Raw genomic sequence first — 13,421 nt, 5'->3', positions numbered from 1 at the left:
TTGCATCGACGCGGGTTACCTGATTCACCGCATCGCCTGCATCGCAGGCAAGCCAGCTCCCACACCAGGGGTTTTTATGATTGATCTGTATTACTGGCCTACGGGCAACGGCCTGAAAGTCGGCATCCTGCTTGAAGAACTGGAGGCGGAGTACCGCCTGATTCCGGTGAACATCCGCGAAGGCGCGCAGAAGCAGGAAAGCTTCCAGCGCATCAGCGCGAATGGGCGGATTCCGGCGATTGTCGACCACAGCCTTGAAGCACCACTGAGCCTGTTCGAATCCGGGGCGATCCTGAATTACCTGGCCGACCAGGCCGGGCGTTTCCTGCCGCCCGCCGGCACCGCCGAGCGTCAGAAAGTCCAGGAATGGCTGTTCTGGCAGGTGGGGCATATCACTCCGTATCTGAGCCAGTTGCAGCTGTTCAAGGAGAAGGCCCCGGAACCGATTCCCTTCGCCCTGGACCTGCTGAACGCCGAAGCCACGCGCCTGTATCGGGTGCTGGAGCAGCGCTTGGCCGAGGTGCCGTACGTGGCGGGCGAGTACTCGGTGGCCGACATGGCGATCTTCCCGTGGATCCAGCCCCTGCGCCAGGGCCAGGACCTGGCGGACTACCCGAACATCCAGGCCTGGCGCCTGCGGATCAAGGCGCGCCCGGCGGTCCAGCGGGCGTATGCCAAGGGGCGTGAAGTCGCCGCCGGCGAGCGCTCGTTGGCCTTGCAGTAATTCATCTCTTTTTTGCGGGATTTTCATGAGCCAGACCATCACACCCGGGCAATTGCAACAATGGCTGTTCGACGGCCAGGAAATCGCCCTGTTCGACGTACGCGAGCACGGCCAATACGGCGAGGCCCATCTGTTCCACGGGGTGAACCTGCCCTATAGCCGCCTGGAGCTGGAAGTGCAGCGTCTGGCGCCGAATCCTCAGGTGCGCCTGGTGATCTACGACCAGGATGGCGGCGCTGTGGCTGCGCGCACGGCGTTGCGCTTGCAGGCGTTGGGCTACAGCCATGTGCATGTGCTGCAAGGCGGCGCGGACGGTTGGCAGGCAGCGGGCTTGCAACTGTTTGCCGGGGTGCATGTGCCGTCAAAAGCCTTTGGCGAGTTGGTGGAAGAGGCCAGCCATACGCCTCATGTCACTGCGCAGCAGCTGGCGGACTGGCAGGCCACGGGCGAGCCGCTGGTGGTCCTGGACGGCAGGCCGTTCGATGAATACCGCAAGATGACCATCCCGGGTTCCATCTGCTGCCCCAACGGTGAGCTGGGCTACCGCGTGCACGACCTGGTGCCGGATGAAACCACGCCGATCGTGGTCAACTGCGCCGGTCGTACCCGCAGCATTATCGGCGCCCAGACGTTGATCAACCTGGGCGTGAAGAACCCGGTGTATGCGTTGGAAAACGGTACCCAGGGTTGGTACCTGGCGGACTTCAAGCTGGAACATGGCAGCACCCGGCGTTATGCCGATCAGGTCTCCACTGATCTGGCGCAGCAGCGCGAGGCCGCCCGGCAATTGGCGGAGCGCGCCGGGGTGGTCAGCGTTGCGGCGGAGCAGGTTCGCCAATGGGTGGCAGATTCGGCCCGTAGCCTGTTCCTGTGCGATGTGCGCACCGCCGAAGAGTTTGCCGCCGGTAGTCTGCCGGGGGCGCAACATACCCCGGGCGGGCAGTTGATTCAGTCCACCGACCTGTACATCGGCGTGCGTCAGGCGCGGGTGGTACTGGTGGACAGCGACGGCGTGCGTGCGCCGATTGTCGCCAGTTGGCTGCGGCAGTTGGGGCATGAGGCGTATGTGCTGGAAGAGGGGGTCCAGAGTGGGCTGGCGCTGCCGGTCACGCAGGCGGTGCCGTTCAAGGCATTGCCATTGATCTCGGCACAGGCGCTGGCGGATGCCTTGAACGATAACGCGGTAGACCTGGTGGACCTGCGCCCGAGCATGACCCATCGCAAGGGCCGGATTGCCGGTTCGCGCTGGTCGATTCGTTCGCTGTTGGCCGCCGGTGTGCGCCCGTTGGTGCTGCTGGCTGATGACCCGGCACTGGCGGCTTTTGCCGTGCTGGAGTTGGGCGAGGACGTGCGTTTGCTCGACGGCGGCTATGCCGCGTGGGTCGCTGCCGGGTTGCCGGTGATTGAGGACGCACAAACCCCACCGGATCATCAGTGCATCGACTTCCTGTTCTTCACCCACGACCGCCACAGTGGCAACAAGGACGCTGCCCGCCAATACCTGGCCTGGGAAATCGGCCTGCTGGCGCAGATGAGCGAGGCGGAAATCGCCAGTCTCAAACCATTGGCCCCGGCGTCGCGGGTGCGGACCCGGCTGATTCATGCGGCGCGTACCGAAGGCGGCAATGGCGGTCGGGCGGTGAACGTCCCCATCACCCGACTGAGCACCGTGCTGTTCGACAACCTGGCCCAGATGCGCGATGCGCGTTCCCGACGTGACAGCGAGCGTGTCCTGAGCTACGGCGCGCGTGGCAATCCCACCGCGTTTGCCCTGGAAGACCTGGTCACCGAGCTCGAGGGCGGCTACCGCACACGGTTGTATGGCTCCGGCCTCGCTGCAGCGGCGCAGACGTTCCTGGCCTACTTGCGGCCCGGCGATCACGTGCTGATCACCGACGCGGTGTATTCGCCGGTGCGCAAGCTGGCTCGCGAGTTCCTCCGGCCGTTCGGTATCGAAGTCAGCTATTTCACCCCGGACGGCAGCGGCCTGGAAGCGCAGCTTCAGGCCAACACCAAAATGGTCTACGCCGAAACGCCCGGTTCACTGCTGTATGAACTGTGTGACCTGCCCGCGATTGCCGCCCTGTGCAAGCCGCGTGGGATTCTGCTGGCGGTGGACAACACCTGGGGCTCGGCCTATCTGTACCGCCCGCTGGCGTTGGGCGCCGACATCTCGATCATGGCCCTGACCAAATACCTCGGCGGCCACAGCGACGTGATGATGGGCAGCGTCTGCACCACGCAAGCGGCATGGCCGGCCCTGGCAAAAATGAGCGACACCTTTGGCAATGCGGTCAGCGCCGACGATGCTTACCTGATCCTGCGTGGCGCGCGCACCCTGGCTTCCCGGCTGGATGTGCACGAGCGTCAGGCGCTGGCGATTGCGCAATGGTTGCAGGTGCAGCCGCAGGTCAAGCGGGTGTTTCATCCGGCCTTGCCCGAGCACCCAGGGCATGCGCTGTGGAAGCGTGATTTCAGCGGCAGTAATGGTTTGCTGTCGTTTGAACTCAACAGCGCGGACGGCGGTTATGTCGAACGGTTTATCGACGGCTTGCGGCTGTTTGGCCTGGGTGCGTCCTGGGGCGGCTTTGAGAGCCTGGTGACCCTGGCCGACACCCAGGATCGCCAGAGCGCCGCCGACCGTGGACTGAACCCGGTGGTGCGTCTGCATGTGGGGCTGGAGGATGTGGAAGCGTTGATCGAGGATTTGCAGCGGGGGTTCGTGGTGGCGGGGCGTTGAGCTGCGCTCCATGACAATTTGCGTCCGACCATAGGTGCCCATCGAACTTTGTGTTTAACTTCGGCACCTGAAATTCGTTTCACTACCACCACTAGAAGGATTCCGTTCATGGCTCAAGTTACCCTCCGAGGCAACCCTGTCCAGGTCGAAGGCGATTTGCCGAAAGTCGGCGCCAAGGCGCCAGACTTCACCCTGACTGCTGGCGATCTGTCTGACGCAACCCTGGCAACCTTTGCCGGCAAGCGCAAAGTGCTGAACATCTTCCCAAGCGTTGATACCCCGACCTGCGCCACTTCGGTTCGCAAGTTCAACGCTCAGGTCAACGACGTGAGCAACACCGTGGTGCTGTGCATCTCCACTGACCTGCCATTCGCCCAGGCGCGTTTCTGCGGTGCCGAAGGCCTGGAAAACGTGAAGAACCTGTCGGACTTCCGTGAGGCGGCATTTGCTGTCGACTACGGTGTTGCGATTGCTGATGGCCCGCTGCGCGGCCTGACCGCCCGCGCCGTCGTGGTGTTGGACGAAAATGACAACGTACTGCACAGCGAACTGGTCAGCGAAATCGGCCAAGAGCCGAACTACGAAGCAGCCCTGGCTGTTTTGAAGTAACTGTTGCTACGCATTACTGTCGTTTTGCAGTAACACGCGTGATGCAGTATTACGGCCTGGCCTAGTCCAGGCCGTTTTTATTTGTGCTTCAGACGCTTAGCCGGATAGCGAATGGACTAAGCAAAGAAGTTAAAAGTTGTAATCCAAGGTAAATAGCCGGTAAAGGCGCTTTTCTTAACGCGCCCCAGTGCTTATCTTTCAGCCTCCCAAAGAAGAAGCTCTCGCGCCCAATGGTTGATCACTCCATGCAATCCACCCCTCGTCACTCCCGTCGCTGGCTGTTCGGCCTGCTCGTGCTGCTGGTTATTGCCGGCCTGTGCTGGAAATTCTGGCCCGGCAGCCATAAAGACAGCGCCGAGAAGAAGCCCGCCGGGCATGCCGGCAAGTCGGGCATGATGCGCCCGGGCTTTGGTGGTGCTACCGGCCCGGTGCCGGTACGTGTGGCGCCTGCGGTGCTGGGTGAATTCCCGGTTTACTACAAGGCGTTGGGCACGGTCACCGCATTGAACACCATCAATGTGCGCAGCCGGGTAGGGGGAGAGCTGGTCAAGATCGCCTTTGAAGAAGGGCAGATGGTCAAGGCCGGTGACCTGCTGGCGGAAATCGACCCGCGCAGTTACCAGAATGCCTTGCTCCAGGCCCAGGGCACGTTGTTGCAAAACCAGGCCCAGCTGAAAAACGCCCAGGTCGACGTGCAGCGTTATCGCGACCTGTATGCCCAGGACAGTATCGCCAAGCAAACCCTGGACACCGCCGAAGCGCTGGTGTTGCAGTACCAGGGCACAGTCAAGACCAACCTGGGCGCGGTGGATGACGCCAAGCTCAACCTCGAATTCACCAAGATCCGCGCCCCGATTACCGGGCGTGTCGGCCTGCGTCAGGTGGACGTGGGCAACCTCGTCGCCGCCAACGACACCACCTTCCTGGCCGTGATCACCCAGACCCAGCCCATCAGCGTGGTCTTCACGTTGCCGGAAAACACCCTGGAAACCGTACTGGCGCGTTATCACGCCGGCAACAAGTTGCCGGTGGAAGCCTGGGACCGTGGTGACGTGGCCCTCAAGGCCCGCGGCGTGTTGCAGAGCCTGGACAACCAGATCGACGTCACCACCGGCACCCTGAAATTCAAGGCACGCTTCGATAACAAGGACCAGGCGCTGTTCCCCAACCAGTTCGTGAATGTGCACCTGCTGGCCGACACCCTGCACAACGTGGTGCTGGCACCGTCGGCGGCGATCCAATTCGGCAACACCGGCACCTTTGCCTACGTGCTCGATGGCGACAAGAAGGTCAAGGTGCGCCCGCTGGTGATCGGTGATTCCGACGGCGACAACACCGTGATCAAGGAAGGCCTGGCCGCCGGCGACCGTGTGGTGCTGGAAGGCACCGACCGCTTGAAAGACGGCAGTGAAATCGAAGTGGTCAACGACAGCAACGAGGTGCCGACCACTCCGACCGAACACCTCCAGGGCCAACCGGCAGCCAAGACGCAGCAAGGCCCGGCTGATGCCGGCAAGGCGCAAAAGGGCGGCGCATGAACCTCTCGCGGCTGTTCATCCTTCGCCCGGTAGCCACTACCCTGAGCATGCTGGCCATTATTTTGGCCGGCGTGATCGCCTACCGCCTGTTGCCGGTGTCGGCCTTGCCCCAGGTGGATTACCCGACCATCCGGGTGATGACCCTGTACCCCGGCGCCAGCCCGGACGTGATGACCAGCGCGGTGACGGCGCCCCTGGAGCGCCAGTTCGGGCAAATGCCCGGCCTGACCCAAATGGCGTCTACCAGCTCCGGCGGCGCCTCGGTGCTGACCCTGCGCTTCAACCTCGACATCAATATGGATGTCGCCGAGCAACAGGTGCAGGCTGCGATCAACGCCGCCACCAACCTGTTGCCCAAGGACTTGCCGGCGCCGCCGGTGTACAACAAGGTCAACCCGGCGGACACCCCGGTGCTGACCCTGGCCATCACCTCCAAGACCATGCTGTTGCCCAAGCTCAATGACCTGGTCGACACGCGCATGGCGCAGAAGATCGCGCAGATCAGCGGCGTCGGCATGGTCAGCATCGCCGGCGGCCAGCGCCAGGCGGTGCGGATCAAGGTCAACCCCGAGGCCCTCGCGGCCAACGGCTTGAACCTCTCGGACGTGCGCACCCTGATCGCCGCCTCCAACGTCAACCAGCCCAAGGGTAACTTCGACGGCCCCACGCGGGTCTCGATGCTTGACGCCAACGACCAGTTGGTCTCGCCCAAGGAATACGCCGAGCTGATCCTGGCCTACAACAACGGCGCGCCGTTGCGGCTCAAGGATGTGGCGCAGATCGTCGATGGCGCGGAGAACGAACGCCTCGCCGCCTGGGCCAATGAAAACCAGGCCGTGCTGCTGAACATCCAGCGCCAGCCCGGGGCCAACGTCATCGAGGTGGTGGACCGGATCAAGGCACTGTTGCCGAGCATCACCGACAACCTGCCGGCCGGCCTGGACGTAACGGTGCTCACCGACCGTACCCAGACCATCCGGGCGTCGGTCACGGACGTGCAACACGAATTGCTGATCGCCATTGCCCTGGTGGTGATGGTGACGTTCCTGTTCCTGCGCCGTTTCAGCGCGACCATCATTCCGTCCATCGCCGTGCCACTGTCCCTGGTGGGCACTTTTGGGGTGATGTACCTGGCCGGCTTCTCCATCAACAACCTGACGCTGATGGCCCTGACCATCGCCACCGGCTTTGTGGTGGATGACGCCATCGTGATGCTGGAGAACATCTCCCGCTATATCGAGGAGGGCGAGACCCCGCTCAATGCAGCGCTCAAGGGCGCCAAGCAGATCGGCTTCACCCTGATTTCCCTGACCCTGTCGCTGATCGCGGTATTGATCCCGTTGCTGTTCATGGCCGATGTGGTGGGGCGCCTGTTCCGTGAATTCGCCATCACCCTGGCGGTGGCGATCCTGATTTCCCTGGTGGTGTCCCTGACCCTCACGCCGATGATGTGCGCGCGTTTGCTCAAGCGTGAACCCAAGGAAGAGGAACAGGGCCGTTTCTACAAGGCCAGCGGCGCCTGGATCGACTGGCTGATCGAAGCCTACGGGCGCAAGTTGCAGTGGGTGCTCAAGCACCAGCCGCTGACCCTGCTGGTGGCCATCGCCACCCTGGGCCTGACGGTGGTGCTGTACCTGGCGGTGCCCAAGGGCTTCTTCCCGGTGCAGGACACCGGCGTGATCCAGGGCATTTCCGAAGCGCCACAGTCGATTTCCTTTGCGGCCATGAGCCAGCGCCAGCAGGAGTTGGCGAAGATCATCCTCGAAGACCCGGCGGTGGAGAGCCTGTCCTCCTATATCGGGGTGGACGGTGACAACGCCACCCTCAACAGCGGCCGCCTGCTGATCAACCTCAAGCCCCACGGACAACGGGACCTCAGCGCAGCGCAGATCATCACGCGCCTGCAACCGCAGCTGGACAAGCTGGTGGGTATCCGCCTGTTCATGCAGCCGGTGCAGGACCTGACCATTGAAGACCGTGTGAGCCGCACCCAATACCAGTTCAGCATGTCCTCGCCGGACGCCGAGTTGCTGGCCCTGTGGAGCGACAAGCTGGTACACGCCCTCAGCCAGTTGCCGGAACTCTCCGACGTTGCCAGCGACCTGCAGGACAAAGGCCTGCAGGTGTACCTGGTGATCGACCGCGACGCCGCTTCGCGCCTTGGCGTGACGGTGTCGACCATCACCGATGCGCTGTACGACGCCTTCGGCCAGCGGCAGATTTCCACGATCTATACGCAGGCCAGCCAGTACCGCGTGGTGTTGCAGGCCCAGTCGGGTGAAACTCTCGGCCCGGCCGCCCTGAACCAGATCCATGTGAAAACCACCGACGGCGGCCAGGTACGGCTGTCGAGCCTGGCCCATGTGGAACAGCGCCAGGCCCAGTTGGCGATCGCGCATATCGGGCAGTTCCCGGCGGTGATGATGTCGTTCAACCTGGCCCCCGGCGTGGCGCTGGGCAAGGGCGTGGAACTGATCAACCAGACCCAGAAAGACATCGGCATGCCGGTGGGCGTGCAGACCCAGTTCCAGGGCGCGGCCCAGGCGTTCGAGGCGTCGCTGTCGAGCACCTTGCTGCTGATTCTGGCGGCGGTGGTGACCATGTACATCGTGCTGGGTGTGCTCTACGAGAGCTACATCCACCCGATCACCATTCTCTCGACCCTGCCGTCGGCAGCGGTAGGGGCCTTGCTGGCCTTGCTGCTCAGTGGCAACGACCTGGGCATGATCGCGATCATCGGCATCATCCTGCTGATCGGCATCGTGAAGAAGAACGCGATCATGATGATCGACTTCGCCCTTGACGCCGAGCGCAACCAGGGCCTGGACCCGCAAACCGCGATCTACCAGGCGGCGCTGCTGCGCTTCCGGCCGATCCTGATGACCACCCTGGCCGCGCTGTTCGGTGCCGTGCCGTTGATGCTCGCCACCGGTTCCGGTGCGGAGCTGCGCCAGCCCCTGGGCCTGGTGATGGTCGGCGGGCTGCTGGTGAGCCAGGTATTGACCCTGTTCACCACCCCGGTGATCTATCTGTATTTCGACCGCCTGGGGCGTCGCTGGCGCAAAGAGCCGGTGCGTCTGGAGCCGGTTGAGTCATGAACCTGTCCGGACCTTTCATTCGCCGGCCCGTAGCGACCATGCTGTTGAGCCTGGCGATCATGTTGCTGGGAGGCGTGGCCTTCAACCTGTTGCCGGTGTCGCCGCTGCCGCAGATCAACTTCCCGGTGATCGTGGTATCCGCCAGCTTGCCCGGGGCCAGCCCCGAGGTCATGGCCTCCACGGTGGCGACGCCGCTGGAGCGCTCCTTCGGCGCCATTGCCGGCATCACCACCATGAGCAGTTCGTCGAGCCAGGGTTCGACGCGGGTGATCCTCGCGTTCGACTCCGACCGCGACATCAACGGCGCGGCCCGGGAAGTGCAGGCGGCCATCAACGCTTCGCGCAACCTGTTGCCCAGCGGCATGCGCAGCATGCCCACCTATAAGAAGGTCAACCCGTCCCAGGCGCCGATCATGGTGTTGTCCCTGACGTCGGACGTGTTGCCCAAGGGCCAGCTGTACGACCTCGCCTCGACCATCCTGTCCCAAAGCCTGTCCCAGGTACCCGGCGTGGGTGAAGTGCAGATCGGCGGCAGCTCCTTGCCTGCCGTGCGGATCGAACTTGAACCCAAGGCCCTCGACCAGTATGGCGTGGCCCTGGACGATGTGCGCAACACCATTGCCAACGCCAACGTGCGCCGGCCCAAGGGCTCCCTCGAAGACAGCGAGCGCAACTGGCAGATCCAGGCCAACGACCAGTTGGAAAAGGCCAAGGACTACGAACCGCTGTTGATTCGCTACCAGAACGGCGCAGCCCTGCGCCTGGGCGACGTGGCCAAGATCAGCGACGGCGTGGAGGACCGCTACAACAGCGGCTTCTTCAATAACGATTCGGCGGTGCTGCTGGTGATCAACCGCCAGTCCGACGCCAACATCATCGAGACGGTCAAGCAGATCAAGGCCCAGTTGCCGGCGTTGCAGGCGGTATTGCCGTCCAGCGTCAAGCTGAACCTGGCCATGGACCGTTCGCCCGTGATCACCGCCACCCTGCATGAAGCCGAGATGACGCTGCTGATCGCCGTGGCGCTGGTGATCCTGGTGGTGTACCTGTTCCTCGGTAACTTCCGCGCCTCGTTGATTCCTACCCTGGCGGTGCCGGTGTCCCTGGTGGGCACCTTTGCCGTGATGTACCTGTTCGGCTTTTCCCTGAACAACCTGTCGCTGATGGCGTTGATCCTTGCCACCGGCCTGGTGGTGGACGATGCCATCGTGGTGCTGGAGAACATTTCCCGGCATATCGATGACGGCGTGCCACCGATGAAGGCGGCGTACCTGGGGGCCCAGGAAGTCGGGTTCACCCTGCTGTCGATGAACGTGTCGCTGGTGGCAGTGTTCCTGTCGATCCTGTTCATGGGCGGGATCGTCACCAACCTGTTCCGCGAATTTTCCATCACCCTGGCGGCGGCGATCATGGTCTCGCTGGTGGTGTCGCTGACCCTGACCCCGATGCTCTGCGCCCGTTGGCTCAAGCCTCATGTCCCGGGGCAGGAAACCGGCTTGCAGCGCTGGAGCGAGAAGGCCCACACGCGCATGGTCGCCGGCTACGCCCGCAGCCTCGACTGGGTGCTGCGCCATCGGCGCCTGACCCTGCTCAGCCTGTTGATCACCATCGGTGTCAACGTGGCGCTGTACGTGGTGGTGCCGAAAACCTTCATGCCCCAGCAGGACACCGGCCAGTTGATCGGTTTTGTGCGCGGCGATGACGGGCTGTCGTTTGGCGTGATGCAGCCGAAGATGGAGATCTTCCGTCAGGCCGTGCTCAAGGATCCGGCGGTGCTCAGCGTGGCCGGTTTTATCGGCGGCAACAACGGCACCAATAATGCGGTGATGCTGGTGCGGCTCAAGCCCATCAGCGAGCGCAAGATTTCTGCCCAGGGTGTGATCGAGCGGCTGCGCAAGGATGTGCCGCTGGTACCGGGCGGGCGCTTGTTCCTGATGGCTGACCAGGACCTGCAGTTTGGCGGCAGCCGCGACCAGTCCAGTTCGCAATATTCCTACATCCTGCAAAGCGGTGACCTGGCGGCCTTGCGCCTGTGGTACCCGAAAGTGGTCGAGGCGTTACGCGGGTTGCCGGAACTGACTGCCATCGATGCCCGTGAAGGCCGTGGCGCCGCGCAGGTGACGCTGGTGGTCGACCGTGACCAGGCCAAGCGCCTGGGCATTGATATGAGCATGGTCACGGCGGTGTTGAACAACGCCTATAGCCAGCGGCAGATTTCCACCATCTATGACAGCCTCAACCAGTACCAGGTGGTGATGGAGGTCAATCCGAAATATGCCCAGGACCCGATCACCCTCAATCAGGTGCAGGTGATAACCGCCACGGGCGCCCGCGTCCCGTTGTCGACCATCGCGCATTACGAAAACAGCCTGGCCGATGACACGGTGCGGCATGAAGGGCAGTTCGCTTCGCAGAACATCGCGTTCGACATGGCCCCCGGTGTCACGGTGGAGCAGGGCACTGCGGCCATCGAGCGTGCCGTTGCCAAGGTCGGCTTGCCGGAGGAAGTGATTGCCAAGATGGCCGGCACCGCCGATGCCTTCGCCGCCACGCAAAAAGGCCAGCCGTTCATGATCCTCGGTGCGCTGGTGGCGGTGTACCTGGTGCTGGGGATCCTCTACGAAAGCTACATTCACCCGCTGACCATCCTCTCGACCTTGCCCTCGGCAGGTGTCGGCGCGCTGTTGTCGATCTACGTGCTGGGAGGCGAGTTCAGCCTGATTTCCCTGCTGGGGTTGTTCCTGTTGATCGGGGTGGTGAAGAAAAACGCGATCCTGATGATCGACTTGGCGCTGCAACTGGAACGCCACGACGGCATGAGCCCGCTGGAATCGATTCGCGCCGCCTGCCTTGTGCGGTTGCGGCCGATCCTGATGACCACCCTGGCGGCGATCCTTGGCGCCTTGCCGTTGCTGCTCAGCACTGCCGAAGGCGCGGAAATGCGCCAGCCCCTGGGCCTGACGATTATCGGCGGCCTGGTGGTCAGCCAGATCCTGACCCTTTACACCACGCCTGTGGTTTACCTTTATCTCGACCGCCTGCGCCACCGTTTCAACGGTTGGCGCGGAGTGCGTACCGATGCTGCCCTGGACACTGCGCTATGACCGATCCAACGTTTCCCACCGTGCAACGTCTGGCCATGACTCGCGGCTCCAGGCTGCTGAGCCTGGCCCTGTGCGGCGCGATGCTCAGCGCCTGCGCCGTCGGCCCGGATTACAAGCGCCCCGAGCTGACCGAGCCTGCCCAGTACAAGGAGGCCGAAGGCTGGCGCCAGGCGGCGCCCAGCGACTCGTTGGCCCGGGGGGCCTGGTGGGAGCTGTATGGCGACAAGCAACTCAATGAACTGGTAGAGAAACTCAACAGCTCCAACCAGACCGTGGCCCAGGCCGAGGCGCGTTATCGCCAGGCTGCATCGCAGGTGCGCAGTGCCCGTGGGGCGTTCTTCCCGACCGTCGACCTGAGTGCCGGGAAAACCCGCGCCAGCCAGGGCACCGGCAGCAGTAACGCCAGCCTGAGCAGCTCCAGCAGCGGTATCCGCGACACCTTGAACACTCAGGTGGGCGTGAGTTGGGAAGCCGACATCTGGGGCAAACTGCGGCGCGGCCTGGAAGCCAATGAAGCCAGCGCCGAGGCCAGCGCTGCAGACCTGGCGGCAATGCGTCTGAGCCAGCAGTCGGAACTGGTGCAGGATTACCTGCAACTGCGGGTGATGGACGAACAGACCCGTTTGCTGCAAGCCACGGTGGACACCTACCAGCGCTCCCTGCAAATGACCCAGAACCAATACCGCGCCGGTGTCTCGGGCAAGGACGCCATCGCCCAGGCCCAGACCCAGCTGAAAAGCACCCAGGCCAGCATGATCGACCTGATCTGGCAGCGCGCGCAGCTGGAAAACGCGATCGCCGTGCTGATCGGTGTGCCGCCGGCCAACTTCAACCTGGCGGTGAGCAAGGACATCCCGGCCCTGCCGCAGATTCCGGTGAGCCTGCCGTCGCAACTGCTGGAACGCCGCCCGGATATCTCCCAGGCCGAGCGCTCGGTGATCGCCGCCAACGCCAACATCGGCGTGGCCAAGACCGCCTATTACCCGGACCTGACCCTGAGCCTGGCCGGTGGCTATTCCAGCAGCACCTACGCCGACTGGATCAGCCTGCCGAACCGCTTCTGGTCGGTGGGGCCGAAACTCGCCATGACCCTGTTTGACGGCGGCCAGCGTTCGGCGGAAGTCGACCGCGCCGAAGCGTCCTACGATGAAACCGTGGCCAAGTACCGCCAGACCGTACTCGACGGTTTCCGCGAGGTGGAAAACTACATGGTCCAGCTCAAGGTCCTGGAAGACGAGGCGGTGGTCAGCAACGAAGCCCTCGATGCCGCCCGGGAATCCCTGCGCCTGACCCAGAACCAGTACAAGGCCGGTTTGATCGCGTATCTCGATGTGGTCACCGTGCAAGCCACGGCCCTGAGCAACGAGCGCACGGTGCTGACCCTGCTGCAAACCCGGCTGGTGGCCAGTGTGCAGCTGATCGCCGCATTGGGCGGTGGTTGGGACGGGCAGATGCAGTTGAGCGACAAGAAATAAGCACGTCACAATCCCTGTGGGAGCTGGCTTGCCTGCGATGGCATCACCTCGGTGTAACTGAAAAACCGAGTTGTCTGCATCGCAGGCAAGCCAGCTCCCACAGTTGATCCTGGTGTTTATTGAGTCAGGTGTT

The 13,421-nt window shown here is 63.2% G+C and carries 7 protein-coding genes; all 7 read left to right on the top strand.

The window, feature by feature from the left end:
• The first annotated feature begins 76 nt into the window (after positions 1-76).
• The 7 genes from M2400_RS19985 to M2400_RS19955 all read left to right on the top strand — a co-directional run bounded on the left by M2400_RS19985 (position 77) and on the right by M2400_RS19955 (position 13,288).
• Positions 77-724: a glutathione S-transferase family protein gene (locus M2400_RS19985; RefSeq protein WP_177041704.1), complete on the top strand. Its 648-nt coding sequence runs from the start codon at positions 77-79 to the stop codon at positions 722-724.
• 25 nt (positions 725-749) lie between these two features.
• Entirely contained in the window at positions 750-3,464 is a 2,715-nt protein-coding gene (gene metC / locus M2400_RS19980) for a cystathionine beta-lyase (protein ID WP_259197867.1), read from the top strand.
• 108 nt (positions 3,465-3,572) lie between these two features.
• The gene (gene tpx / locus M2400_RS19975) at positions 3,573-4,073 is read left to right on the top strand and encodes a thiol peroxidase (RefSeq protein ID WP_259197868.1); all 501 of its coding nucleotides are present in this window, start codon (positions 3,573-3,575) and stop codon (positions 4,071-4,073) included.
• A 230-nt stretch (positions 4,074-4,303) separates the two neighbouring features.
• Positions 4,304-5,611 carry an MdtA/MuxA family multidrug efflux RND transporter periplasmic adaptor subunit gene (locus M2400_RS19970; protein WP_177076489.1) on the top strand — a complete coding sequence of 436 codons (1,308 nt, stop codon included), beginning with the start codon at positions 4,304-4,306 and terminating at the stop codon, positions 5,609-5,611.
• Positions 5,608-8,709, top strand: a complete 3,102-nt coding sequence (locus M2400_RS19965) for an MdtB/MuxB family multidrug efflux RND transporter permease subunit (RefSeq protein ID WP_177041712.1) — start codon at positions 5,608-5,610, stop codon at positions 8,707-8,709. Before M2400_RS19970 ends, M2400_RS19965 begins: the two co-directional genes overlap by 4 nt.
• The gene (locus tag M2400_RS19960; protein WP_177041714.1) at positions 8,706-11,813 is read left to right on the top strand and encodes an efflux RND transporter permease subunit; all 3,108 of its coding nucleotides are present in this window, start codon (positions 8,706-8,708) and stop codon (positions 11,811-11,813) included. The genes M2400_RS19965 and M2400_RS19960 overlap by 4 nt, the downstream gene beginning before the upstream one ends.
• A complete protein-coding gene (locus M2400_RS19955; protein ID WP_259197871.1) occupies positions 11,810-13,288 on the top strand; it encodes an efflux transporter outer membrane subunit in 1,479 nt (492 codons plus the stop codon). Before M2400_RS19960 ends, M2400_RS19955 begins: the two co-directional genes overlap by 4 nt.
• The last annotated feature ends 133 nt before the right edge of the window (positions 13,289-13,421 follow it).

Source organism: Pseudomonas sp. BIGb0558, from assembly GCF_024807515.1.
GTDB classification, from domain to species: domain Bacteria; phylum Pseudomonadota; class Gammaproteobacteria; order Pseudomonadales; family Pseudomonadaceae; genus Aquipseudomonas; species Aquipseudomonas yamanorum_A.
The sequence above is the reverse complement of the archived record's forward strand: the minus strand, read 5'-3'. Positions and strand labels throughout refer to the sequence as shown.